Origin of the sequence: Ralstonia flaminis, assembly GCF_958415495.1 — a bacterium.
GTDB lineage: Bacteria > Pseudomonadota > Gammaproteobacteria > Burkholderiales > Burkholderiaceae > Ralstonia > Ralstonia flaminis.
In genome coordinates, this window is the sequence record NZ_CATZLL010000013.1 from 15927 (window position 1) to 40780 (window position 24854).

Consider the following 24854-nt stretch of genomic DNA (forward strand, 5'->3'; position numbering starts at 1 on the left):
GAGACTCATGGACTTGTCGATTGCCGCCATCCTGGCGCAGGACGGCGTGACATCGGGCGCGATCTACGCGCTCCTGGCATTGGCGCTCGTACTGGTGTTTTCGGTCACGCGCGTGATCTTCATCCCGCAGGGGGAGTTCGTCGCCTATGGCGCGCTCACGCTGGCGGCCATTCAGGCAAACAAGGCGCCGCTGTCTGCGTCGATGCTCGTTGTCCTCGGTGTGCTGACCTTTCTCGTCGAGATGGGCCGCACGCTGTTGCAACCCGAACTACGCCTGCATGCGTTGCGCACGGGTGCGATCTACGCGGGCAAGTACTTGGTCTTTCCGCTGGCGGTGTACGCCGCAGCCAGCATGCTTGCGCCAATGACGTTGCCGATGGCCGTGCAGGTGGCGCTCGCGCTGCTCATCGTCATTCCGATGGGGCCCATGATCTACCGCCTAGCCTACGAGCCGTTGGCCGAAGCGAGCACCCTGGTGCTGCTGATCGTCTCGGTGGGGGTGCACTTTGCGATGGTGGGGCTGGGTCTCGTGATGTTCGGCGCGGAAGGCTCGCGTACCGATGCCTTCTCGGATGCGCGCTTCGATCTGGGCGCGCTCTCGGTGTCAGGCCAGAGCCTGTGGGTGGTGGCGGTGTCGCTGCTGATGATTGTGGCGCTGTACTTCTACTTTGGACGTACGGTGTCGGGCAAGGCGTTGCGTGCCACGGCCGTGAACCGGTTGGGGGCGCGGCTGGTTGGCATCGGCACCACGCAAGCCGGGCGCTTGGCCTTTACGCTGGCCGCGGCACTGGGCGCGCTGTGCGGCGTTCTGATCGCGCCGCTCACCACGGTCTACTACGAGTCTGGTTTCCTGATCGGCCTGAAGGGGTTCGTGGGTGCCATCGTGGGCGGCCTGGTCAGCTATCCGGTGGCTGCTCTGGGCGCGCTGCTGGTGGGATTGCTGGAGTCGTACTCATCGTTCTGGGCGTCGGCGTTCAAGGAGGTGATCGTGTTCACGCTGATCATCCCCGTGCTGCTGTGGCGGTCGCTCACCACCAAGCACGTCGAAGAAGAGGAATAAGCCGATGACCACGCTCACCAAATCTTCCGACCAGGCTGGCCAGCGCGGCTGGCTCTCGCGCAACCGTGTGCTGACCGCCGTGTTTGTGGTGGTGTTGGCGCTGATTCCTGTGGTGCCCACGCCCGAGTTCTGGATCACGCTGTTGAACTACATCGGGCTCTATAGCCTTGTCGCGCTAGGTCTTGTGCTGCTCACGGGGGTCGGCGGGCTGACCTCGTTTGGGCAGGCGGCGTTTGTCGGCCTGGGTGCGTACAGCACGGCGTATCTGACCACACAGTACGGGTTGTCTCCGTGGCTTGGCTTGCTCGCGGGGCTGGTCATCACGATGGTTTGCGCCTATGTGATCGGGCTCATCACGATGCGCATGTCGGGTCACTACCTGCCGCTGGCGACGATTGCCTGGGGGTTGTCGTTGTTTTTCCTGTTCGGCAATCTGGAGTTTCTGGGCAAGTACGACGGGCTGAACGGCATTCCCGTGCTGAACTTGCTTGGCAAGCCATTGCAGACCGGGCGCGAGATGTTCTACCTGATCTGGGCGGTCGTGGTGGTGGCGGTGCTGGCGGTGCAGAACCTGCTGAACTCGCGCCCGGGCCGTGCCATTCGCGCGCTCAAGGGGGGCGGCACGATGGCCGAGGCGATGGGCGTGAACACGGCGTGGATGAAGGTGGTGATCTTCGTGTTTGCGGCAGTGCTGGCGTGCATCTCAGGCTTTCTTTATGCACACCTGCAGCGCGCGGTGAACCCGACGCCGTTTGGTCTGAACTATGGCATCGAATACCTGTTCATGGCGGTGGTCGGTGGTGTTGGCCACGTGTGGGGTGCGGTGCTCGGTGCGGGTTTGCTGACCATCCTCAAGGACAGCCTGCAGAGCATTCTGCCGCGTCTGCTGGGCTCCAACGGCAACTTCGAGATCATCGTGTTCGGCGTGCTGCTGGTGTTGCTGCTGCAGTACGCGCGTGACGGTGTGTGGCCGTTCATCCGCAAACTGTTTCCCTCTGCGCCGACAGCTCGCGCGCCGGACGAGGCACCGGAGCTGCCGCTGCGCGAGAAGCCGAAAGCGGGTGAGTTGATTCTCGACGTGCGTGCCGCGCGCAAGGAGTTCGGTGGCCTCGTTGCCGTGAACGATGTCAGCTTCCAGGTCAGGGCCGGCGAGATCATCGGCCTGATCGGCCCGAACGGCGCCGGCAAGTCGACTACCTTCAACCTTGTTACCGGCGTACTGCCCGTCACGCGCGGCGAGGTACTTTACCGAGGCGAGCAGATCAGCGGCAAGCCCTCGCGCGAGATCGTCAAGCGCGGCATCGGCCGTACCTTCCAGCATGTGCAACTGCTGTCTGGCATGACGGTGCTCGAGAACGTGGCGCTCGGCGCCCACCTGCGTGGTGATTTCGCAGCGCAGGGTGGGGTGCTTGCCAGCGTGGTGCGCATGAACCAGGCTGAAGAGCAGAAGCTGCTGTTCGAAGCGCGCCGCCAGCTGGAGCGTGTGGGCTTGGCTGATTGCATGTATCAGGAAGCCGGCAGCCTGGCACTTGGCCAGCAACGGATTCTGGAGATCGCCCGCGCGCTGTGCTGCGACCCGGCACTGCTGTTGCTTGACGAACCCGCAGCCGGCCTGCGTTACAAGGAGAAGCAGGCCCTGGCCGCACTGCTCACCAAGTTGAAGGCGGAGGGCATGAGCGTGCTGCTGGTCGAGCACGACATGGACTTTGTCATGAACCTGACCGATCGGCTTGTCGTGATGGAGTTCGGCACCAAGATCGCCGAAGGGCTGCCGCAGGAAGTGCAGCAAAACCCGGCAGTACTTGAAGCCTATCTGGGCGGCGTGGAATAAGGAGAACGCGCATGTCGATCATTCTCGAAGTGAAGGACCTGCACGTCCGCTACGGCAAGGTGGAAGCGCTGCACGGCGCGAACCTGAAGGTGGAAGCGGGGCAGATCGTCACCGTCATTGGCCCGAACGGCGCGGGCAAATCGACCATGCTGGGCGCCATCATGGGCGCGCTGCCGACCACGGGGTCGGCCAACGGCGTGGTTTCGTATCTCGGTCATAACCTGACCGGGCTACCGGTGGAGAAGCGCGTGGCGCGCGGCATGTGCCTCGTGCCGGAAAAGCGCGAACTGTTTGCCACCATGAGCGTGGAAGACAACCTTGTGCTCGGCGCCTACCGTCGCAAGCGCGCGGGTGAACGTAACTATCTCGACCAGATGGACGTGGTCTACGACCTCTTCCCGCGCCTGAAGGAGCGCCGTGTGCAGGAAGCTGGCACGCTCTCCGGCGGCGAGCGCCAGATGCTGGCCGTGGGGCGTGCGCTGATGGCCAAGCCGCAGTTGCTGATGCTGGACGAGCCGAGCCTTGGCCTTGCGCCGCTCATCGTGAAAGAGATCTTCCACATCATCAGCGACCTGCGCAAAACCGGCGTGGCGACGCTGCTGATCGAACAGAACGCGCGCGCTGCCCTGCAGGTGGCCGACTACGGCTATGTGCTGGAAACCGGGGACATGACGCTCGAAGGCCCAGCGCAGGAACTGGCCGTCAACCCGCGCGTGATCGAGACCTACCTGGGACTGGCAAAGAAGGCGGCTTGATCGCCGCCGAGAGCGAAATCAATCGTCGTCGTGATAGCGATGGTGCTTGCGCCATTCGCGCTCACGCCAGCGCTGCTCGCGCCACTGCTGTTCCTGCCATGCGCGGGCACGCGGGTCTTCGTAGTAGCCGGGCGGCGCAACCACCACCGGCTGCGGTGCCACATAGACAGGTGGTGCGTAGTAAGCGGGCGGCGGAGGCGGTGCGTAGACCGGTGCTGGCGCATAGACCGGCGCAGGTGCAACGTACACCGGCCCCGGCACGCCAATGCCGATATCGACATTGACTCGGGCCAGGACGGCCTGGGACGACAGCGCCGCAATAGCGGCCAGCGCATACAGCGCCAAGTTCTTATGCATGTGGGAATTCCTCAAGACGGCCGCACTGTATTCGAACCGAGCGCGAGCAGTCTTACAGAAGATATACGAGCGTTACGAATTGTAACGGAGTGACGAGGCGGGCGCTCAGGACAATGGGCGCTCCATCAACTCGGCGTCGTCGCCGTAGATGGTGCGCAATGCCGCCAGCTGTGTGCTGTCAATGTCGGCGGATTGGTAGCCGAGACGGCGCCAGAAGGCATCGGCGCCTTGCACTGCTACCAGGCGTGATTGGCGCAGGCCCTGTGCCTGGGCGCTGGTGCACGCGGTTGCGTACAGTCGCTCGCCGAGGCACTGGCCGCGGCCTGCCGGTGCAATCGCCATGTCATGCACAAACCAGAGTACGTCCGCTGCATCTGCCGCCGGCAGTGGTACGTGCAGTTTGGGCGGCGCCCATGCGTGCCATGCATGTGAGAGCAGGTAGCCGACCACCGCTGCGCCATCCAGCGCGACCAGGCACATGGCCGGGCTGCGCGCCCAGCGGCTGGCGAGGGCATCGCCAGGCTCCAGGAACCCATCCCCGTAACACGCCCGCTGCACGGCCAGAATGCCAGGCAGATCGGTATCGGCTACAGGTCGGATGATGAGGTCGGACATGGCGGGCAAGGGGGCGGGAAGCATCCGGAAAACCCGCAAGTTTACCGGACGCTTCTGGCGCCTCATGCCGTTTGCGCATAACCCGGGCGCAAAACGTTATTCGCGGTGTGGCCCACGTATGCTTTAGATTCCTTGGCAGGGCAGTCCCGCCCGCCTTGAATCTCCTCCTCCCAGCATGTCCCGAATCGTCTTCCTGAACGGCCAATATGTGCCCGCCGCCGAGGCTACCGTCTCCATCATGGACCGTGGTTTCACCTTTGCCGATGGCATTTACGAAGTGACCGCCGTCGCGCGCGGCAAGCTTGTCGACAGCGATGCGCACCTCGCGCGCCTGACGCGCTCGCTATCCGCGATCGACATCGAGAACCCATGCACCGAGGCTGAATGGACACGCGTGTGCGAAGAGCTGGTGGCACGCAATGGTCTGGACGAGGGTGTCGTCTACATGCAGGTTACGCGCGGCGTGGCCGAGCGCGACTTTGGCATTCCCGCCAAGATCACGCCGACAGCCGTGGCTTTTACGCAAGTCAAAACCATTGTCGACAGCCCGCTCGCGCGCAAGGGTGCGACCGTGGTGACGGTGCCGGACTTGCGCTGGAAGCGCTGTGATATCAAGAGCGTCGGCCTGCTGCCGCAGGTGATGGCCAAGCAGATGGCCGCCGCCGCTGGTGCCCACGAAGCCTGGATGACCGATGGCGACCGCGTGACCGAAGGCGCGTCGTCCACGGCGTTCATCATCACCGCAGACAAGCGCCTGATCACGCGCCCGCTGTCGAATGCCGTTCTGCCGGGCATCACCCGCGTGTCAATCATGGCGCTGGCGCGTGAGCATGGCCTGACGCTGGAGGAGCGCACCTTCACCGTGCAGGAAGCCCAACAGGCGGCCGAGGCGTTCTACACCAGCGCATCGACGTTCGTGATGCCGGTGGCTTCCATTGATGGCGTCAAGATCGGTAACGGCCAGCCGGGCCCGCTGACGCAGGCGCTGCGCACGCTGTATCTGCGGTTTGCCGGTATTGACGCAGCCGAACCCGTCGACCAGATGTGACGAGAACGGTTGGGCCGACGCGGTAGAATCGCCCGCTCAGTTTTTGCAGCAAGGCGAGACCACCCATGAAGACAGGAGGCTGGCGCCCGCAACGCGCCATTGCAGCAACCCTATTGGTTGTTGCACAGTGGGCAGCAATGCCCGTGTTTGCTCAAACCGACTCCACGTCGGCGGCTGCGCCGGCCGTGTCCGCAAGCCCTGCCGCATCCGCAGCGCCCGAGCGCGCCAGCGACGATGATCGCTGGCGCCGCTTCGTAGGCGCCACTGGCGTGGTGTCATACGTCGACAAGCAATCGGTCAAGCCGCAGGTCGAGGCGCAAGCCGGCACGCCCACCGTCCATTTCAAGCTGTTGCGCAACGTCCTACCCGATTTCACGATCAAGACGTCAGACGGCCAGCCGATCCGTTCTTCGGTCAAGCAGGTGGTGCTCGACTGCGCGCAGCGCACCTACACGGTGATTGCGCAGACGCTCTACCGCACGCGTAATGCCGGTGGCAACCCTCTGTACCAGATCCGCTACGGTGAAGACGCGCAAAGCCGCTCGCTTCGCGAGGGCAGCGTGTTCGACTGGATTGCGGGGCGTTTCTGCTCAGTGCAGTCGCACTGATATACGAAAGCGCACAGGCAGCGTTGATGCGCTGCCTCAGACCTGCACTTCTTCCTCGCGGCCCCGCGCGTAGGGCTGTCGCTCCTGCTCAAGCTCCGGATATCGGTTTGAGGCGAAGCCCATGGCGGCTTCGTACGATCCGAACTGATTCGATTCTTCGGCCACGCCGTCGTTGACCAGAATCGCGTACCACTTCCCGTAGAGCGGTCCGTAGACCACCACTTTGCTTTTCATCGTCTTGTCCCTGTCTTTTGTATCGATGACCGGGCGTCGCGGTTTGCGCGAAGCCGGCGGCTCGGGCTGTCCGGGCGCCAGGTCGTGGCGGGCCGTCAGCGATGTTATTGATGGACGATGATTGCAGCGAGATGCAGGTACGTCAACGTTTGCGTTGGGCGCAATCTTCTAATGCAAAACACGAAATCTGTGCTGTGGCAGTTAAATTTTGTGAAATTGACATCACCGATGTGTAGCTTCTAAGGTCCACGAGCGTGTTGTGCGCCGCACAGTGTGGCGCACCATGTGATGTCTGTTTGTTTGGTCAATCAGACAAGTCCGTAAGACCTTCCGGAGAGTCGCTGCCAATGGATTGGATTCACACCGTGTTCAAAAGCGTGCCGGAGACGGCGCTCTTTCTGTCGCTTGCCGTTGGCTACGCGGTCGGCAAGATCAATTTCGGCAAGTTTCAGATCGGCGGCGTGGGCGGATCGCTGATTGCCGCGGTGCTGATCAGCCAGTTTGGCGTGACGATCGATTCTGGCGTGAAGAGCATCATGTTCGCGCTCTTCATTTACGCGGTCGGCTACGAAAGCGGGCCGCAGTTCTTTAGCTCCCTCAATCGCAGCACGCTGCGCGAGATCGCCATGGCGGTGTTTCTTGCGGTGAGCGGCCTGGTCACCATACTTGTCTGCGGCAAGTTGTTCGGCTTCGACAAGGGGCTGACTGCAGGCATTGCGGCGGGCGGCATGACTCAGTCGGCCGTCATCGGCACGGCGGGCGATGCCCTGTCACGCATGGGCTTGCCGGCCGATGAGGTGGCTCACCTACAGTCGAACGTGGCCATTGGCTACGCGGTGACATACGTGTTCGGTAGCCTGGGCGCCATCATCATGTGCGTGAACATTCTGCCGCGCCTGATGGGGCGTGAGCTGCGCGACGATGCCAAGAAAGCCGAGCTTGAAATGGCCGGCGGCAAGCGCCCGCTGGAGCAGGGCGAGGTGGCCTCGTTGCCGGCGCTGGTCGGGCGCGTGTACGACGTGACCACAGGCGCGGGCAAGACTGTGGCGGAAGTCGAAACCACGCTGGACGACGGCATCACCATCGAGCGCATCTTGCGCGACGGCGAGGAAATCGCCATCGAGCCGAAGTTGAAGCTGCAACACGCTGATCGCGTCTTGCTGATCGGCCGTCGCGAAGCCGCCGCCAGGGCCTGGACGCTGCTGGGCGACGAGTCCGCCATGTCTTCCGACATGGATCAACCGCTGCAGGTGCGCGACGTCGTGTTCACGCGCAAGGGCGCAAGCCACAAGACGCTGGGCGAGTTGAAGGCACAGGCCACACGTGACATGAAGCACGGCGTGTACATCGCGCGCATCACGCGCATGGGCAAGGCTGTACCGCTGCTGGACGGCACCATCATGCTGCACGGTGATGTCGTCACGCTGCACGGGGCGCCGTCCGACATCAAGCGCGCGTCTGCCGAAGTCGGCTATCCCGTGCCGCCCGGCGACAAGACGGACTTCGTTTATCTCGGTCTGGGCGTGCTGGTCGGCTTGCTGATCGGTACGCTGGTGGCGAAGGTAGGCGGTATTCCGCTCACGCTGGGCAGCGGCGGCGGGGCGCTGCTCTCGGGGCTGGTGTTTGGCTGGCTGCGCGGCAAGCACCCGACCTTCGGCCAGTTGCCGAATGCGGCATCGCAAATCCTCAAGGACATGGGCTTGGCCGCCTTTGTGGCGTGCGTGGGCCTGGGCTCCGGCGCGCAGGCGTGGGCGACGCTGCAGAAGAGCGGCGTGTCGATCTTCATTGCCGGCGTGATCGTCACGATGGTGCCGTTGATCCTGACCTACCTGTTTGGCCGTTATGTGCTCCGTTACGACAACGTTGCCGTGCTGGCGGGGGCACTGTCGGGCGCGCGTTCGGCCAACCCCGCCTTTGGTGGCGTGCTTGAGAAGGCCGAGAGCAGCGTGCCGACCATTCCCTTTGCCATTACCTACGCACTGGCGAACGTGCTGCTGACCTTGCTTGGTCCGCTTGTGATCGCCTTTGCCTGAGCCTCTCGTCTCTCATCGGCCTGCCCATGCGTGGCGGGCTGCCGCTTCGCCAACGCCGCATCCACTGGAACCTGCGATGACTACCAATCCGACGCAAAAATCCAAGGAGCTGGAAGCCCTTGGGCAACTGAGCCCGTTTGAACTGAAGGACGTCCTGATCCAGCTCGCGCAGAGCGATTCGCAACGCATCATGCTCAATGCCGGGCGCGGCAATCCGAATTTTCTGGCATTGGAGCCGCGCCATGGGTTCTTCCAGCTTGGCCTGTTCGCGCTGGAGGAGTCCGAGCGCTCGTTCTCGTACCTGGCCGAGAAGATTGGTGGAATCCCGACCAAGCAAGGTTTTGAGGCCCGCTTTGAAAGCTTTGCACGCCGCAACGCAGAGGTGCCCGGCGTGAAGTTTCTGCATCACGCGGTGTCGTACGTACGCGATCAGCTTGGCCTTTCCGCCGAGGATTTTCTGGCGGAGATGGTAAACGGCATTCTCGGCTGCAACTATCCGGTGCCCGATCGCATGCTGAAGGTCAGTGAGCAGATTGCCGCGCGGTACCTGAAGCAGGAAATGATCGGCAGTGCGCCGTTCGTCGGCCAGTTTGATTTGTTTGCGGTGGAGGGCGGCACGGCCGCGATGACCTACCTCTTCAGTACGCTCAAGGAAAACTTCCTGCTCAATGCCGGCGACAAGATTGCGCTGGGCATGCCGATCTTTACGCCGTACATCGAAATTCCGGAGCTCAATAGCTTTCAGCTTGTCGAGGTCAAGCTCAATGCCGATCCGTTCAATGGCTGGCAATATACCGACGAAGAACTCGACAAGCTGCGTGATCCGAGCGTGAAGGCGTTCTTCCTCGTCAACCCGAGCAACCCGCCGTCAGTCAAGATCTCCAAGGATGGCCTGAAGAAGCTCAAGGCCATCGTGGACGAGCGGCACAAGGCCGGCAACGACCTCATCATCCTCACCGACGACGTGTACGGCACGTTTGCGGACGACTTTGTGTCGCTGTTTGCGGTGGCCCCGTACAACACGATCCTCGTGTATTCGTACTCCAAGTACTTCGGCGCCACGGGCTGGCGGCTGGGTACCATCGCCACGCACGAGAAGAATGTGCTGGACGACAAGCTGGCCGCGTTGCCTGAAGACAAGCGCAAGATCCTGCACCAGCGCTATGCGTCCATCACGACCGAACCCGATCAGCTCAAGTTCATTGATCGCCTGGTGGCGGACAGCCGTACCGTGGCGTTGAACCACACGGCAGGCCTGTCGACGCCGCAACAGGTGCAGATGGCACTGTTCTCGCTGTATGCACTCATGGATCAGCCGGATGCTTACAAGGCCGCGGTCAAGCGCCTCGTGCGCGGGCGCAAGGCTGCCCTGTACCAGGCCATCGGCATCGAGTGCGATGCAGACGAGAATGACGTCGCGTACTACAACATCCTGGATGCCGAAGTGGTGGGCCGAAAGACCTACGGCGAGGCGTTCGTGCAATGGTTCAAGACCAAGACCAAACCGGCGGATGTGCTGTTCCGCCTGGCCAAGGAGAGCGGCGTGGTGCTGCTGCCCGGCAATGGATTTGGTGCACTCAACCCGTCGGTGCGCGTGTCGCTGGCCAACTTGAACGAGCCGGACTACATCCGCATCGGTGCAACGTTGCAGCGCTTGCTGGAGGAATATCACCAGCGCTGGCTGGATGAGGGCGGCAAGTAACGCGTTTGCAGGATCAGGCCGGCACCAACGTGCCGGCCACGCGTGCGCGCTGCAGTGCGGTGGTTTCGTTGCCCGATTCCGCGAAGTCGGCAAAACGACGAACGCAGTCCGCCACCCAGTCGGGCCGGCGTAGCGGCAGCCAATGGCCGGCGTCGATCTCGTGCCGCCAGTAGTGTGATACCCAGGCTTCCACGGCGCGCGTGACGGCGGGGCTCACGTAGCGATCCCGCGTCGGCACGATCAACTGCACGGGGGCATGCGGCGCACGTGCCTGCGGACGAGCCAGTCGCTCGCGAAAATTGGCGCGGTACATCCGAACACCATTGCACGCATCGCGCACCAGCGATGGCCGTTGCTCCGCACCGCGTATGCCTTCCGTCTTGCGCAGCCACCACGGCCACGCGCTCGCCATCCACAGTCGCCACGACCATTCCGGCACCAGCGGCAGGTGGAAAACCCCCACGTACCACGACTGCAGCCGCTGCTTCCACACCGCGCGCTTTGCCGCCCAGGTGCCGGTGTCGAGCTGAGCCCGCATCCAGTGGCCGACGTGGTCCAGGCACGGTCCTGAGATCGACGTGTATGACGCGATGCGCCCGCGCAGGCGGTCGGTCGTCACCGATTCCCAGCTGTGGATGGAGCCCCAGTCATGCCCGACCAGGTGGAAGCGCTCGCCGGGCAGCAGCGCATTGGCGACGGCTGCGAGGTCATCGACGAACTGCGGGATGCGGTAGCCGGTGGTGTCGGCCGGCGCATCGGATAAGCCAGCGCCACGCACATCGAAGGTGATGACGCGACTATGGCGCGCCAGTGCATCGCGCACGCCGTCCCAGACGGAGCTGTCGTCCGGATACCCATGCACGAGAACGATGGCGGGGCGCTGCCGCGCAGCATCATCCCGAGGCTGCGTCAGGCGTGCATGCAAGCGCACGTCGCCTGAGTGCACGACGTGGGACGACCGCCGAATGGATGGAGGAAGACCACGTGTCTGGGGCGAATCCGGATGCGCATCTGAGCGCGAGGGGGCGGCTGGCGTGGGCATCGGCGGGTCTCCATGTCGATCAAAGAGTGACATTGATCGATGGCATGGTAGGGGCCGGTATCACCGTTTGACAATGCGCAACTTCACTGACGTTGCGTGTGCGCACCGCCACAAACGCCATAGATTTCCACGGAAAAGTCCCATAGAATGCGAACGCGAATTGTTCCTATTACCATTAATTGAGCGGCCTGCGTGAGCCGATAGGCCGCCGAGATCAGGGAAATGCAAGAAAAAAAAGAACATGGAGGAGACGGCGCGCGCGCCCGTCTGTTGGCGTGCGTCTCGTGGCGTGCAATGTGGATGGCAACCTGTGCTGCATTGGTGACGGCCTGCGGCGGTGGAGATGGCGGGAGCAGCACCTCAACCGGCACACCGGCCGCCAATGGCCTGTCGCCGATGGCGCAGGTAGGCAAGCAGATCTTTTTTGATCAGGCGCTCTCTGCCTCTGGCAAGCAGTCGTGCGCGTCGTGCCACGATCCGGCTCGCGGGTTTACTGACCCGAACAACCTGGCTGTTTCGTTTGGCGGTCCGAACCATGATCTGCCGGGCCTGCGCAATGCGCCGTCGCTGAACTACGCGTCGTACACGCCCAACTTCAAGATCGATGCGACCGGTAAGGCGTCCGGCGGCTTTTTCCGTGATGGCCGTTCGCCGTCGCTGGCAGACCAGGCGCAGCAGCCGTTCACCAACGAGTTCGAGATGGCCAACGCGTCGAATGACGACGTGGTCAAAATCCTGCTGACGCGACCGTATATCGACCAGTTGACCGCGGTCTTCACCAAGGCTGGCATCCAGGACACCGCAACGGCCATGCAGAGCATCGGCCGGGCGCTTGCGGCGTATCAATCGGAAGACCCGAGCTTCCATACGTTTGATAGCAAGTACGACGCGTACCTCGCCGGCAAGGCCACCCTGACGGATGCCGAGACGCGCGGACTGCTGCTGTTCAACAACCCGACCAAGGGCAACTGCAACGCGTGCCACATCTCGTCGAGAACGGGGACCACGCCCGCGCTGTTCACTGACTTCACCTACGACAACGTCGGCATCCCGCGCAACTGGAGCATTGCCGCCAACCTGGAAGGCACCACGCTGCCTTACGTGCCAAAGAACGGCGCAGCGCTGGGTGACCCGAACTACAGCTACTACGACCTCGGCATCTGTGGCCCACTGCGCACGGACTTCCGCGTGGGTGGCTCGACCTGCGGCAAGTTCAAGGTACCCACGCTGCGCAACATCGCGCTGACCGGGCCGTACTTCCACAACGGCGTGTTCCAGACGCTGGACCAGGTGGTCGCCTGGTATGTCACGCGCGATACCGATCCCGGCCGCTGGTACGTCAAGGTCGACGGTACGCCCGACGTGCCCTACAACGATCTGCCGGTTGCCTTCGATGCCAACGTGAACGTGGCGGAAGTGCCCTACAACCCGACTGTGGCGCCGTCGATGACGAACCAGGAGATGAGCGATCTCGTGCATTTCCTGTGCACGCTCACGGATGGGTTTGATCCGGCCAACCCATCTGCCTACAACGTGCCGGCGCAATGCGGCTCTACCGCGGCAAGCGTGGGCGCGGCCCGTATCCAGACCGTTTCTGCTAGCGGAGCCACGCTGGTCAAGACGGCAATCCACAAATAAATCGATTCAAAGACCAGGGAGCGTCACAGCATGAAACGAACCGCGTTGTCGGCCGCCGCCGCCATTGCGCTGATGGGGGCTGGCGCAGCCAATGCCGCCACCACGGCGCAACTCGAACAGAAACTCGATGCGATGGCCGCGCAAATTGAAGCGCTCAAGGCCGAGCTGAAGGAAGTGAAAGCGCAGAACACGACGCTGGCCACGCAGCAGCAAACGCAGGCCAAGGCCCAGGCGCAGCAAACGGCTGCCCTGCAAGACGTGCAGCAGACCGTGCAGACGGCGCAGCTGGCTTCGACCAAGCCGTCACCGCTGGACAACCTCACGCTGTGGGGCTACGGCGAGGTCTACTACAACCGTCCGACCCGCCGCTCCCAAGACACCACGATGGACTTGGCCCGTGCAGTGTTTGGCATCGGCTACAAGTTCAACGACAAGACGCGCTTCAACTCCGAGTTCGAGGTTGAACATGGCGTCACATCGTCGTCGGACGTAGGCGAGTTCGAAGTCGAGCAGTTCTATATCGACCACAAGCTGACCGACAAGATTGGCCTGAACGCCGGTCTGTTCCTGATCCCGGCGGGCTTCATCAACCGCAATCACGAGCCGACCAACTTCTACGGCGTGAACCGCAATTTTGTGGAAACGCTGATCATCCCGAGCACCTGGCGTGAAGGCGGTCTGGCGTTGTATGGCGATACCGACTTCGGCCTGAACTGGAACGTGGGCCTGACCACGGGTCTGGATCTGGCCAAGTGGAACTTCAACCCGGAGAACCCGCTGTTCACCTCTGCGCTGCAGATGCAGAACAACGCCATCGCCCCGATGCAGCAATCGCACCAGGAGCTGGGGCTGGCCAACGCGAAGAACCTGTCGCAGTACGTGGCGCTCAACTACAGCGGTATTCCGGGCGTGACGCTGGGCGGCTCGGTCTTCACCGGCAAGAGCAGCCGTTCGAGCCTCGAAGCCGCGCTGCCTGAGCAACGCGCCACGCTGTATGAAGCACATGCCCGTTGGACGCCGGGCAAGTGGGATCTGTCTGCTCTGTATGCTCGTGGTACGTTCAGCAACACGGCTGCCGCCAACCAGTTGAACCCGGGCGCAGCCAACCCGATGCCGGCGGCGTTCTACGGCTGGTATGCACAGGCGGCCTACAACGTGTGGCAGAAGGGCGACTACCGCTTTGCGCCGTTCGTCCGCTACGAGCGTTACAACATGGCGGAGAAGTACGAAGGCCTGGTGCCGGGCTTCACGATGCCTTCTGGCTGGCCGTCGCTATCCGACACGGTCTACACCGTGGGCGCGAACTTCTACCTGAACCCGAACGTGGTGTTCAAGATCGACTACCAGCGCTTTGCCAAGAACCGCGATTTCTCGCGCGTGGATCTGGGCTTGGGCGTGTCGTTCTAAGCATCGGCAGATCTGAACATCTGCAGAACCGAAGGAGGCGCAAGCCATGCGTTATCAGCCAGTGCCCATCGTTCTCGTCTGTGCCGCCGCCATCGGCGCGCCGGGCGTGGTCGTCACGAACGCCTTTGCCGCAGACTATATGACTGCGGCCGAGGCCCAGAAATCGATCTTTCCCGATGCCACCAGCTTTGAGCCGGTGGTGCTTGCGCTGTCTGCCGACCAACTTAAACAGTTGGCCGATCGCGCCGGCGGCCCAGCCAAGCCCGGTGTCTGGCGTGTGTGGCAAGCCAGGCAAGGTGATAAGGCGATCGGCTATGTCGTGACCGATGCGGTCATCGGCAAGTTTGAGCTGATCAACTACGCCGTGGGTTTGAATGCGGCGGGCGAGATCACCGGCGTCGAGATCCTCACGTACCGCGAAAGCCACGGCTACGAAGTCCGTAACAAGCCGTGGCGCGCGCAGTTCCTGGGCAAGTCGGCCAAGTCGGCGCTGCGCGTTGGGGATGACATCAACAACATCAGCGGGGCGACGTTGTCGTGCACGCACCTGACCGACGGCATTCGCCGCATTGCGGTGATGGCGCAGCTGGCGCTGGTCAAGGGCTGACGCACGCCATGGCGGCGGTTGTCTGCCGGCGCGCACGGCCATTGCTTGGCACGTTGGTGGATGTGCAGGCTGAAGGACCAGGCGCGCAGGCAGCCGTGGCGGCGGCATTCGATGAGATTGCCGCCGTGCATGCGTTGTTGAGCTTTCACGCGCCACACAGCGAGTTGCAGGTGATCAACCGTGGCGTGCCCGGTGCACGGCTGCTGGTCGATCATCGAACCCTTGCTGTACTGCGCCTTGCCGCCACGCTGTATGACGCGTCGGCGCACGCCTTCGACTGCCGTGTCGGCACACCTGAACAGTTGGCCGACACGCGCTTTCCTATCGCGGTCGACGGCGACGTGCTGTTCAAGCAGACGAAGGCATCGATGGACCTGGGCGGCATCGCCAAGGGCTATGCCGTGGATCGCGCCATCGAAGTGATGCAGGCGCATGAGATCGAACGCGCTGTCGTCAATGCCGGTGGTGACTTGCGCCACGATGGTGTGCGGCCGATGGTGGTGCAGGTGCGTGACCCACGCAACGCGGCGCATGTTGCCATGACGGTGACACTCGATAACGCGGCGCTCGCCAGTTCCACTGCGGGTGGTTTGGGTGCGCATGCAGGCAGCGTGTCACGCATTCACGATGCCCATCGCGCCCATCTGCCTGCGCTTGCCGGAGCGACCGTGCAGGCGCCGACCTGCATGCTGGCCGATGCGCTGACCAAGATCGTGCTTGCCATGGGTGATGCTGCGCAGCCACTGCTGGATCGGTACAGCGCAACGGTGGCCCTATACTCGCCCATTTAGCTCGCCGGATTACCCGGTTGCCCAGTCCGTCATGTCCGCTTCTCCCCGTTTTTCTCATCATCTGCGCGAAAGCGCCTTCCGCCTCAGCCGCCGTCGGCGCTGGATGGTGTATGGCGTGTTTGCCGTGCTGCTGGTGACAGGGCTGGTCTGGCTGGCGCTGCATTTTTTGGATGACGGCAGCGAGGGCGGCATGCTGGCGTTGGCGTGGAGCATGAAGCTGCACGGCGCAGCCGCCATGGCGGGGTTGTATCTGCTCGGCATGCTGTGGGGCCCGCATATCCGCAATGCATGGGTGCGACGGCGCAATCGCGCGGCGGGCGCGGTGTTTGGAGCGCTCACTGCCGTGCTGGTGGTGACGGGCTATGCGCTGTACTACGTCAACGGCGAACTGCCGCGCCAGAGTGCAGAGATCCTGCACTGGGTGGCCGGCGTGGTGGTGTGCATCGCCTTGTGGGTACACATCGTGATCGGGCGGCGCAAGCGCCGTGCGTTGGCGACCTTCCAGATGTGAGGGTCAGGCGGGCAACTCCGGCCCGTCTTGCAACAGCGGGTTGGCCGCTGCGAATTCAGCCAGATGCTCCAGCAGTGCGCGCACCTTGCGCGGCAATTGCTGCTGTGGCCACACCGCATAGATGGTGCGCTGTGGCGTGCGCCATTCAGGCAGCACGCGTACCAGCCGGCCTGCTTCCAACGCAGCATGGCACAGCGTGCGCGGGCAATACAGCAGACCCTGTCCTGCCTCTGCCAGCGACGCCGCCAACTCGATATCGTTCACATCGCATTGCCCTTGCGGCTGCATCTCGATGGTCTCCTTGCCATCGGGTGAGGTGAAGCGCCAAGTGGAAATGGGGGACGCCACCAGCAGCCGATGCGCCTCCAGTTCGTGCGGATGCGCTGGCACGCCGTGCTCGGCCAGATACGTGGGCGAGGCCACCAGCACAATGCCGATCACCCCCAGCCGGCGTTGCCGCAGCTTGGGGTCGTCCTGTTGGCCGACGCGGATGGCTAGGTCCGCGCCGTGCCGCCAGACATCTTCATTGCGGTTGCTCAGCGACAGCTCCAGGCGGATCTCCGGCCATGCCGCCATGAAGCTCGCATAAGCCGGCCCCAGCAGCCCGCGTGACAGATTCAGCGGCGCCAGTACGCGCAGGGTGCCTTTGACCTGGTTGAGGTCGTCGTCGAGCGTTGCCGTGGCTTGTGTGAGTGCGGTCAGCAATGGGCGGCACTGCTCGTAGTAGAGCAGGCCCTCCGGTGTGGGCTTCAGGCTGCGGGCGCTGCGCAGCAGGAGCTGGCAGCCGAGGGTGGCCTCCAGCTTCTGAAGGCGCCGCGTGAGGGTGGCCGCAGGCAGGTTGGCGTGGCGCGCCGCGGCCTGCAGGCTGCCGTGGTCCACGATGGAAACGAATAGGGCGAGATCGTCAAACATGATTCCATTTCCGGAATTTAAGTTTTAATAAACGTCTATGGTTTCTTGAAATGCAGTTGTCTAGCATACCGTCAATCACATTTGATGGCTTTGCAAAGGAGAACCGCCATGTCGATGCCTACTCGCCTTCGTGTCACGTTTGCCTGGCTGATGTCCGGCCTCATGTCGCTCTTGATGACGGGCTGGATTGGTTGGATCAACGCCGGCTTCAGCGCAGACTTTCTCGCTCGCTGGGCGCATGCTTTCGTGCTGGCTTGGCCGGCGGCGTTCACCATCGTGCTGATCGCTGCGCCGACAGTGCAACGTCTGACGCAACGTCTGCTGATGCCGGAAGCGGTTCAGCCCTGAAAAGAAAAAGGCCCGCCAGGAGGGCCAGCGGGCCGGAAGGTTGACAGCAGGAAAGACCGATCAAAATCGGTGTGATACCAAGCTGGCGGCACGCGAAGCCCCGATCGTAATGCCGCCAACCCTATACGCAAGACAGCGCAGACACGGCAACCTTCGGTTGGGCCAGCGGCGCGGATTCCCCAATCACGCCAAGCGCCCACCCTTGCCGCGCGTTGCTGCCAGGCGCGTCTACCTGACACCCGACCGACTCCGCCTTATGCAGCAGCGGAGAGCATCGCCAAGCAGTGGCCGGACTGTAGGGCCTGCGCGCTTTCGCGAAACTTTCGAGGGCCCTTAGGACTTACCCGCATGGGTGCTGTTGCCGCGTGTCCGGGCACGCGCGAACCCTCAGGATCCGCTGGCAAAATGGCCGTCTCACCACACCGACGGCCTACCATGCCTGCACCCGCCGAGCTGCTGATCCGCCCCATCCGCCAGGAAGACTTTGCCGCGTGGAAGCCGCTCTGGGATGGCTACAACGCCTTCTACGGCCGCGCGGGCGACGCCGCCTTGCCTGAGTTCGTTACGCAGACGACGTGGCAGCGTTTCTTTGACGAGCATGAACCCGTGTACGCCATGGTTGCCGAGCGCGATGGCGTGCTGCTGGGCATTGTGCATTTCCTCTTCCACCGCAGCACGACGCAGGTGCAGATGACGTGCTATCTGCAGGATCTGTTCACGGTGGAGGCAGCGCGCGGGCAGGGCGTGGGTCGTGCGCTGATCGAGGCGGTCTACCGCCGTGCAGCGGAGGCGGGTTTGCCGCGTGTTTATTGGCAGACCCATGAGACCAATGTGACCGCCATGCGGCTGTACGACACGATGGCAGAAAAGTCGGGCTTTGTTGTGTATCGAAAATTCCTGTAGCCCGAACAGCGTGAGAGGCGGGCACGCCAATCGTGCGTTCCCGCAAAGCACCGTGCGATCTTGGTATCGGTACGCACAGCAGGTCGGCAGACTGTGTTCACGCCGCGGCAGTGCCATGCCAGCGGCGCAATCGATCGCACAGGAGTGTCCAATGTCTGCCAACGAAGTCCGCCCACCCGTTCCGCCGTTCACGCTGGAGTCGGCTACCCAAAAAGTCCGCCTCGCCGAGGACGGCTGGAACAGCCGCAACCCCGAGAAGGTCGCACTGGCCTATACGCCGGACAGCCAATGGCGCAACCGTGCCGAGTTCGTCACCGGCCGCGAGCAGATCGTCGCCTTCCTCACGCGCAAGTGGCAGAAGGAACTCGACTACCGCCTGATCAAAGAGCTCTGGGCATTCGGCGGCAATCGCATCGGTGTGCGCTTTGCTTACGAATGGCACGACGATTCCGGCAATTGGTATCGCTCGTACGGCAACGAGAATTGGGAGTTTGATGCGCATGGCGTGATGCAGCGCCGCTACGCGTGCATCAACGATGCGCCGATCAGGGAGGCTGACCGCAAGTTCTTCTGGCCACTAGGCCGTCGGCCCGATGATCACGCGGGCTTGTCCGACCTTGGGTTGTAACTCCGTGGTCGACTAGCCGTGCATCCCGTCGAGCGCGCGGCGCCGCCAGATCGACGGGCTGTCACCAGCGAGCCGCTTGAATACGGTTGAGAAATGCGCCTGGCTCTGGAAGCCGACAGACAGCGCAATCTCCACGACGGCCGTCTCGGCCCGCATGAGCAGGACTTGGGCACGCGCAATGCGCCGCTGGAGCAGGTAGTCGTGGGGGCGCACACCCATTGCCGCTCTGAATTGTGCGGCGAAGTGCATGCGCGTGAGGCCCGCGGCGCGCGCGACATCTTCCAGTCGTATCGGCTCACTCAGGTTGGCTTCGATGTAAGTTGTTGCCAGCCTCAAGCGCCACAGTGGCAATGGCGACGGCGCCGGCCGAACACGCAGTGGCGGCGCGGTGCAGCAATCGGCAAGCGTGGCGGTTGATGTGGCGGTCACGAAGTTGGCGTGAGACAGATCTGTCTACATGATTGGGTAGACAGGTCTGTCTGTCAACACCATACTGCGATCATCCCACCTGAAGGCACCGAGATGATCAAGGCTACCGAAACCCTCTCCGCTCGCGAGCGCATCATGGAAACGGCCGAGCGCCTGTTTCTGCAGGAGGGCTTTCGTGCCACCGGTATTGACCGGATCATTGCCGAGTCTGGCGTGGCCAAGATGTCGTTGTACCGGCATTTCCCCTCCAAGAACGACTTGATTGCCGCATTCCTGGATGCGCGGCACGCACGCTGGATGGCGTGGTTCAGAGAAGAAACGGAGGCGCGCCTGGTCAAGCGCCCCGAGTTGGATGTGTTGGCCGACGTGCTGGCAAGCTGGTTCTCAGCCGACACCTATCGCGGCTGCGCCTTCATCAACCTGGTGGCGGAATCTGGTGCAGAGACTGGCGATGCGCAACTGGTGGAGAAGGCCGTGGCGCACAAGGCAGAACTTGGCGCTTATCTGACTGAACTGGCGCGCCGCCTGGACTATCCACGCCCGAAGGCGATCGCCGAAGAGGCGTTGCTGTGCGTGGAGGGGATGATCGTGCGCTATCAGATGACCGGCGACCGTGCGGTCGTCGATGCCGGGCGTCGGTTGCTGGCCCGACTCCGCTAAGGACGGACTCGGCTAAGACCCGCGCCGAGCGCGCCATCCGGCTGATCAGCCGGCTTCAGGCGCACAACTTTTTCACAAAAGCATAGGGTAATCCCGCATCTTCGATTTTGAAGACGCGGTCTATAGTTGCACCTGTGTTCCAGATATTAACAGACGTTTCATAGGTAAAACAACCGAAACGTGATGGAGTCGACAAAAATGCAGCCGCAATTCAACCCAGACCTCGCTCCGTGGGAGCCGATTTCTCCGAACAACGTCGCAGGCAAGGGCCGTGTCGAGCGCCCGGGCCACGTCGCCAATCTGGTGTGGCAGACGCGTGCTGCTGCGCCGACCGCCTATGAAAACCAGCTGGCCGATTCGCTGGAGGCGGCGTTCCTGGGTGGTGCGCAAACGCCGGCCGACATCGTCGCCGTGCTGAACGAGCGCGGCCCACGCAACGCCGCTGGTGGCGAAGTCTGGACGGAAGACACGTTCCTGGCCGAAATGCGCCGCCTGGGCGCCTGATCTCCACACACGATTCGACGCCGTATTGCCCGCAGAGGCAGCCGGCGCAACCCCATCAAGCGAGGCAAGCAATGGAAGGCAACAAGGAAGCGCAGAAGGAAGCGCGCATCAACACGGGTCTGCGCAACTACTGGTATCCGGTGGCGGCATCGTGGAACGTGAAGAACGCGCCAGTGGGCATCACCCGCCTGAGCCAGAACATCGTGCTGTGGCGTGATACTGCCGGTCAGGTACATGCACTGGAAGACCGCTGCCCGCACCGCGGCGCGCGCCTGTCGATGGGCTGGAACCTGGGTGACCACGTGGCCTGCTGGTACCACGGTGTCGAGGTGAACGGCCAGGGCACGGTCACGAGCGTGCCGGCAGTCGATAGCTGCCCCATGGAGGGCAAGACCTGCGTGCGTAGCTACCCGGTGCAGGAACGTGCCGGTGCCATCTTCCTGTGGTTTGGCGACAAGGCTCCGTCGGAATATGACGACGCCGTCGGCACGTTGCGCCTGCCCGAAGAGCTGACCAATGAAGAGCACAGCCACTTCCTCTGCTTCGCGCACTGGAACGTCAACTACCGCTACGCCATCGACAACGTCATGGACCCGATGCACGGTGCGTACCTGCACGCCGTGTCGCACTCCATGGCCAGCGGTGAGAAGAAGGCCGTGATGGAAGTGCTGGAAACGGAGCACGGCATCATGTTCCAGAAGACCGGCCAGCGCGGCGTGAACTTCGATTGGACCGAGTTTGGCGAGACCGGCACGATGTGGCTGCGCCTGTCGATTCCGTATCAGCCGAAGGTTGGCCCGGGTGGCCCGTTCACCATCATCGGCATCACCACACCGGTGGATGAAGAGCATTGCATCGTCTATTTCTGGCGCACGCGCCACGTGCAAGGCTGGGAGCGCGATGTGTGGCGCTTCCTGTACCGCAACCGTCTGGAAGGCCTGCACTGGGACGTGCTCGAGCAGGACCGCGTGGTGCTTGAATCGATGGCACCTGAGGCGCGCGACCACGAGACGCTGTACCAGCACGACATCGGCATCACGCGTATCCGCCGTTTGCTGGCACGCCGCGCTGCCGCCGAACTGGCCGACGCGCCGGTCGCCATGCTCAAGCCCATCGCTTCGGAAGCCCAACATGCCTGAGCGCAATCCAGCCACCGGACTGCTGGCCGGCCGCAAGGTGCTCGTGACGGGCGCGGCACGCGGACTGGGTCTGGCGTTTGCCAAGTCCATCGCCGAAGCCGGTGGCGCGGTCGCGCTGGCTGACATTCTGGGTGAGCGTGTGCAAGAAGAGGCCGCAGCACTGCGTGCGGCTGGCTTCGAAGCTCATGGTTTTGCGCTCGACTTGGGTGACCCCGCTTCGATCCAGGCCTGCGCCGCCGCGGCTGCGCAGGCACTGGGTGGTCTTGACGGCCTCGTCAACAACGCGGCCATCACCAACTCGGGCGGGCGCGATGCCTCGTCCATTGACATCGACACCTGGGACCGCGTGATGAACGTCAACGTGCGCGGCACCTGGTTGATGACGACGGCCTGCCTGCCGGCGCTCAAGGCGTCGGGCCGTGGCGCCATCGTCAACCTGTCGTCGGACACGCCACTGTGGGGCGCCCCGAACCTGCTGGCCTATGTGGCCAGCAAGAGCGCCGTCATCGGCATGACCAAGTCATTGGCGCGCGAATGCGGCGCAGATGGCATCACCGTCAACGCCATCGCCCCGGGCCTGACGCTGGTGGAAGCCACCGAATACGTGCCGGCGCACCGGCATGCGCTGTACCGCGATCAGCGTGCCATCTCGCGCGATCAGGTGCCCGACGATGTCTGCGGCGCCGTGCTGTTCGCGCTGTCCGATCTCTCCCGATTCGTGACGGGCCAGACACTGGCCGTCAACGGCGGTTTTGTCATGCAGTAACGCAGTCACGTAACCAAACACCATTGAGAAGAGGTATTCGATGAGCGATCTCTCCGAACAACAGCAAGTGCAGCGCACGTGGGACCGCCCGGAAGGCGCGTCGTTTGAAGACTGGATGAACAGCCGCGTGGCGCGCTTCGCCACCCGCCGCTACGACTGGGACGCCCTCAAGTTCCAGGCCGACTACGACCCGAAATACCGCCGTGCGCAAATGCGCTACCTCGGCACGGGCGGCACGGGCGTCGCGGCCGACACAAACACGGTGCCGTCTGAACACTTCACGTTTTCGACCATGGTCATCCCGGCTGGCCACGAAGGCCCGCCGCACCTGCACATCGATGTGGAAGAGGTGTTCTTCGTCATCCGCGGCAAGCTCAAGCTGGTCCTGGAGAAGGACGGCGAGCGCTTTGAGACCATCCTGACGGATCGTGATCTGGTCTCGGTGCCGCCGGGCGTGTACCGCGAAGAAATCAACATCGGCGATGAAGATGCGCTGATGTGCGTGATGCTCGGCGCCAAGAAGCCGATCACGCCCACGTACCCGCCCGAGCACCCGCTCGCCAAGATCAAGCGTTGATGCCATGAGCGCGCAGGCTGTCATGTCTTCCCACCCATTCCGCGTTGCCGACGCGCTTGCCGTGCTCGGCGCCGAGTTTGCCGAACACACCGTCGCGATCAACGAGCAAGGCGATCGCATCGGCTACCGGCAATGGGGCGAGCGCGGGCCGGTGGTGGTGCTGTTGCACGGCATCAGCTCCAGCGCCGCATCGTGGCTGCCTTGCGCGCAAGTCCTTTCGCAAACCATGCGTGTGTTCGCGTGGGATGCCCCGGGTTACGGTAACTCCACGCCGCTGGAACAAGCCGAGCCGCGCGCTGCCGACTATGCGGTGCGCTTGCAGGCATGGCTCTCGGTGTTGCAGGTGAAGCCTGGCGCGATCGTCGGGCATTCGCTGGGTGCGCTGATGGCCTCGGCGTATGTGGCCGAAGCGCCGGCAGCGATGCAGGCGAAGTGCCTGTTGCTCCTGAACCCTGCGCAAGGCTACGGCCAACCGGGCCAGGAAGAAAAATCCCGCACGGTGCAGGCACAGCGTCTGGCAACGCTCGGCCAGCTTGGCATTGATGGCATGGCGGAATCGCGCCACGCACATCTGCTGCGCCCGAATGCCTCCGACGAAGAGCGCGCATGGGTGCACTGGAACATGAAGCGCCTGAACGATGGCGGCTATCGCCAGGCCGTGGCGATGCTCAGCGGCGACGACATCGGCGCCTATCTGCGCAAGCGCCCGGCATCGACACCTGCCCGCGTGGCCTGTGGCGATGTTGACGGCATCACGCCGCCGCAAGGCTGTGCAGCCCTGGCTGAGACCTTCGGCCTGCCGTTTGCGCTCGTGCCGTCTGCCGGGCATGCCTCCTATATCGATGCGCCTGATGCCGTTGCTGGCTGGATCGAACAAGCCGTCCTCTCCCATTCCCGAAACGCGTAAGCGCCAACACGTATGAGCAACGACCTCATCTCAGAAGACGTGCAGGAAAAGTACATCGTGCCCGGGCTCGAACGCGGCCTGCGCCTGCTGTGCGAGTTCAGCCACAAAGACCGCGTGCTGTCTGCGCCGGAACTGGCGCGCCGACTTAAGGTGCCGCGCTCGACGGTATTCCGTCTGCTCACCACGCTTGAAGTGATGGGCTTCGTGGAGCGTGTCGACGGTGGCCGTGATTTCCGCCTCGGCATGGCCGTGCTGCGCCTGGGCTTTGAATACCTCGCCTCGCTGGAGTTGACCGAGCTGGGCCGTCCGCTGCTCGACCGCCTGCGCGACGACATCCACTATCCGTGCAACCTCGTGGTGCGCGATGGCCGCTCGATCGTCTACGTGGCGAAATCGGTGGCGCCCACGCCGTTCACGAGCTCCGTCAATGTTGGCACGCGCTTGCCTGCGCATGCCACGGTGCTGGGCCGCGTGCTGTTGGCGGATCTGTCGCTGGCTGAGTTGCGCCAGCTCTATCCGGAGCCACAGCTGGAGGTGTTCTCCGCCAACACGCCACGCACGGTGGAAGAACTGTTCGAAATGGTCCAGCGTGATCGCGAGCACGGCTACGTGCTGCAAGAGGGCTTCTTCGAGGCCAACATCTCCACGATTGCCGCCCCCGTGCTGGACCGCGGCGGCAAGGTGGTGGCCGCGCTCGGCACGACGATCCCGTCACCGCGCATCGAGCCTGCGCAGCTGGATTCGATGATCGACAAGGTGCGCGCCGCCGCCGGTGAGCTGTCGTACCTGCTGGACTACCGCCCCGCCAGCGGCAAGGTCGTCAACCTGTTCCGGGAATGACC

The 24854-nt window shown here is 63.3% G+C and carries 28 protein-coding genes; 22 read left to right on the forward strand and 6 right to left on the reverse strand.

What is annotated here, in order from left to right; genetic code table 11:
• Positions 1-7 precede the first annotated feature (7 nt).
• Genes R2N11_RS18860 through R2N11_RS18870 form a run of 3 tightly spaced genes read left to right on the forward strand, consistent with a single transcriptional unit; the run spans position 8 to position 3646 of the window.
• Positions 8-1060, forward strand: coding sequence for a branched-chain amino acid ABC transporter permease (locus tag R2N11_RS18860; protein WP_316681975.1), 1053 nt, complete (start codon positions 8-10; stop codon positions 1058-1060).
• Positions 1061-1064: 4 nt separating this feature from the next.
• Positions 1065-2891, forward strand: coding sequence for a branched-chain amino acid ABC transporter ATP-binding protein/permease (locus R2N11_RS18865; protein ID WP_199027803.1), 1827 nt, complete (start codon positions 1065-1067; stop codon positions 2889-2891).
• Positions 2892-2902: 11 nt separating this feature from the next.
• On the forward strand, positions 2903-3646 hold the full coding sequence (locus R2N11_RS18870; RefSeq protein ID WP_316681976.1) for an ABC transporter ATP-binding protein: 744 nt from the start codon (positions 2903-2905) through the stop codon (positions 3644-3646).
• Positions 3647-3664: 18 nt separating this feature from the next.
• On the opposite strand, the gene R2N11_RS18875 is transcribed toward R2N11_RS18870, so the two are convergent.
• Together R2N11_RS18875 and R2N11_RS18880 are read right to left on the reverse strand one after the other, a co-directional pair.
• A complete protein-coding gene (locus R2N11_RS18875) occupies positions 3665-4003 on the reverse strand; it encodes a hypothetical protein (RefSeq protein WP_316681977.1) in 339 nt (112 codons plus the stop codon).
• A 105-nt stretch (positions 4004-4108) separates the two neighbouring features.
• Complete coding sequence (locus R2N11_RS18880; protein WP_199027809.1) at positions 4109-4618, reverse strand: GNAT family N-acetyltransferase; 510 nt, start codon at positions 4616-4618, stop codon at positions 4109-4111.
• Positions 4619-4793: 175 nt separating this feature from the next.
• Here R2N11_RS18880 and R2N11_RS18885 point away from each other — a divergent pair, with 175 nt between their 5' ends.
• Together R2N11_RS18885 and R2N11_RS18890 are read left to right on the forward strand one after the other, a co-directional pair.
• On the forward strand, positions 4794-5666 hold the full coding sequence (locus tag R2N11_RS18885; RefSeq protein WP_316681978.1) for a D-amino-acid transaminase: 873 nt from the start codon (positions 4794-4796) through the stop codon (positions 5664-5666).
• A 65-nt stretch (positions 5667-5731) separates the two neighbouring features.
• The gene (locus tag R2N11_RS18890; protein ID WP_199027813.1) at positions 5732-6274 is read left to right on the forward strand and encodes a surface-adhesin E family protein; all 543 of its coding nucleotides are present in this window, start codon (positions 5732-5734) and stop codon (positions 6272-6274) included.
• A gap of 36 nt (positions 6275-6310) precedes the next feature.
• Here R2N11_RS18890 and R2N11_RS18895 read toward each other — a convergent pair whose 3' ends face one another.
• Positions 6311-6508 carry a hypothetical protein gene (locus R2N11_RS18895; RefSeq protein WP_199027815.1) on the reverse strand — a complete coding sequence of 66 codons (198 nt, stop codon included), beginning with the start codon at positions 6506-6508 and terminating at the stop codon, positions 6311-6313.
• A 347-nt stretch (positions 6509-6855) separates the two neighbouring features.
• On the opposite strand from R2N11_RS18895, the gene aspT reads away from it, so the two are divergent.
• Both aspT and R2N11_RS18905 read left to right on the forward strand, forming a co-directional pair.
• Positions 6856-8541, forward strand: coding sequence for an aspartate-alanine antiporter (aspT, locus tag R2N11_RS18900; RefSeq protein ID WP_316681979.1), 1686 nt, complete (start codon positions 6856-6858; stop codon positions 8539-8541).
• Between the two features lie 76 nt (positions 8542-8617).
• Positions 8618-10243: a bifunctional aspartate transaminase/aspartate 4-decarboxylase gene (locus R2N11_RS18905; protein ID WP_199027819.1), complete on the forward strand. Its 1626-nt coding sequence runs from the start codon at positions 8618-8620 to the stop codon at positions 10241-10243.
• 13 nt (positions 10244-10256) lie between these two features.
• Here the strand turns inward: R2N11_RS18905 and R2N11_RS18910 are convergent, their stop codons facing one another.
• A complete protein-coding gene (locus R2N11_RS18910; protein WP_430715455.1) occupies positions 10257-11285 on the reverse strand; it encodes an alpha/beta fold hydrolase in 1029 nt (342 codons plus the stop codon).
• A 300-nt stretch (positions 11286-11585) separates the two neighbouring features.
• On the opposite strand from R2N11_RS18910, the gene R2N11_RS18915 reads away from it, so the two are divergent.
• From R2N11_RS18915 to R2N11_RS18935, 5 genes are read left to right on the forward strand one after another with little or no spacing between them, the layout of a single operon-like run.
• Positions 11586-12923 (forward strand): cytochrome-c peroxidase, encoded by a 1338-nt coding sequence (locus R2N11_RS18915; RefSeq protein ID WP_430715456.1) that lies wholly within the window; start codon positions 11586-11588, stop codon positions 12921-12923.
• Positions 12924-12953: 30 nt separating this feature from the next.
• Positions 12954-14330 carry a porin gene (locus R2N11_RS18920; protein WP_199027823.1) on the forward strand — a complete coding sequence of 459 codons (1377 nt, stop codon included), beginning with the start codon at positions 12954-12956 and terminating at the stop codon, positions 14328-14330.
• 46 nt (positions 14331-14376) lie between these two features.
• Positions 14377-14937, forward strand: a complete 561-nt coding sequence (locus tag R2N11_RS18925; RefSeq protein ID WP_316681981.1) for an FMN-binding protein — start codon at positions 14377-14379, stop codon at positions 14935-14937.
• Between the two features lie 8 nt (positions 14938-14945).
• Complete coding sequence (locus R2N11_RS18930) at positions 14946-15728, forward strand: FAD:protein FMN transferase (RefSeq protein ID WP_316681982.1); 783 nt, start codon at positions 14946-14948, stop codon at positions 15726-15728.
• A gap of 31 nt (positions 15729-15759) precedes the next feature.
• Positions 15760-16239, forward strand: a complete 480-nt coding sequence (locus tag R2N11_RS18935; protein WP_316681983.1) for a hypothetical protein — start codon at positions 15760-15762, stop codon at positions 16237-16239.
• A gap of 3 nt (positions 16240-16242) precedes the next feature.
• On the opposite strand, the gene R2N11_RS18940 is transcribed toward R2N11_RS18935, so the two are convergent.
• Positions 16243-17151, reverse strand: coding sequence for a LysR family transcriptional regulator (locus tag R2N11_RS18940; RefSeq protein WP_316681984.1), 909 nt, complete (start codon positions 17149-17151; stop codon positions 16243-16245).
• Between the two features lie 108 nt (positions 17152-17259).
• Between R2N11_RS18940 and R2N11_RS18945 the strand changes: the two genes are divergently transcribed.
• The 3 genes from R2N11_RS18945 to R2N11_RS18955 all read left to right on the forward strand — a co-directional run bounded on the left by R2N11_RS18945 (position 17260) and on the right by R2N11_RS18955 (position 19030).
• Positions 17260-17499: a DUF2798 domain-containing protein gene (locus R2N11_RS18945; protein ID WP_199027831.1), complete on the forward strand. Its 240-nt coding sequence runs from the start codon at positions 17260-17262 to the stop codon at positions 17497-17499.
• Positions 17500-17934: 435 nt separating this feature from the next.
• On the forward strand, positions 17935-18402 hold the full coding sequence (locus R2N11_RS18950; RefSeq protein ID WP_316681985.1) for a GNAT family N-acetyltransferase: 468 nt from the start codon (positions 17935-17937) through the stop codon (positions 18400-18402).
• A 151-nt stretch (positions 18403-18553) separates the two neighbouring features.
• Entirely contained in the window at positions 18554-19030 is a 477-nt protein-coding gene (locus R2N11_RS18955; protein WP_199027835.1) for a nuclear transport factor 2 family protein, read from the forward strand.
• A gap of 12 nt (positions 19031-19042) precedes the next feature.
• Here R2N11_RS18955 and R2N11_RS18960 read toward each other — a convergent pair whose 3' ends face one another.
• Complete coding sequence (locus tag R2N11_RS18960) at positions 19043-19459, reverse strand: helix-turn-helix transcriptional regulator (protein ID WP_316681986.1); 417 nt, start codon at positions 19457-19459, stop codon at positions 19043-19045.
• Positions 19460-19552: 93 nt separating this feature from the next.
• Between R2N11_RS18960 and R2N11_RS18965 the strand changes: the two genes are divergently transcribed.
• From R2N11_RS18965 to R2N11_RS18995, 7 genes are all read left to right on the forward strand, one after another.
• Positions 19553-20119 carry a TetR/AcrR family transcriptional regulator gene (locus R2N11_RS18965; RefSeq protein WP_316681987.1) on the forward strand — a complete coding sequence of 189 codons (567 nt, stop codon included), beginning with the start codon at positions 19553-19555 and terminating at the stop codon, positions 20117-20119.
• 198 nt (positions 20120-20317) lie between these two features.
• A complete protein-coding gene (locus tag R2N11_RS18970) occupies positions 20318-20623 on the forward strand; it encodes a recombinase-like helix-turn-helix domain-containing protein (RefSeq protein WP_316681988.1) in 306 nt (101 codons plus the stop codon).
• Between the two features lie 71 nt (positions 20624-20694).
• Positions 20695-21762, forward strand: coding sequence for a Rieske 2Fe-2S domain-containing protein (locus tag R2N11_RS18975; RefSeq protein ID WP_316681989.1), 1068 nt, complete (start codon positions 20695-20697; stop codon positions 21760-21762).
• Positions 21755-22528, forward strand: a complete 774-nt coding sequence (locus R2N11_RS18980) for an SDR family oxidoreductase (RefSeq protein ID WP_199027843.1) — start codon at positions 21755-21757, stop codon at positions 22526-22528. The genes R2N11_RS18975 and R2N11_RS18980 overlap by 8 nt, the downstream gene beginning before the upstream one ends.
• A gap of 40 nt (positions 22529-22568) precedes the next feature.
• The gene (locus tag R2N11_RS18985; protein ID WP_199027845.1) at positions 22569-23105 is read left to right on the forward strand and encodes a cupin domain-containing protein; all 537 of its coding nucleotides are present in this window, start codon (positions 22569-22571) and stop codon (positions 23103-23105) included.
• A gap of 4 nt (positions 23106-23109) precedes the next feature.
• Entirely contained in the window at positions 23110-24012 is a 903-nt protein-coding gene (locus R2N11_RS18990; protein WP_316681990.1) for an alpha/beta fold hydrolase, read from the forward strand.
• A 12-nt stretch (positions 24013-24024) separates the two neighbouring features.
• Positions 24025-24852: an IclR family transcriptional regulator gene (locus R2N11_RS18995; protein WP_199027849.1), complete on the forward strand. Its 828-nt coding sequence runs from the start codon at positions 24025-24027 to the stop codon at positions 24850-24852.
• The last annotated feature ends 2 nt before the right edge of the window (positions 24853-24854 follow it).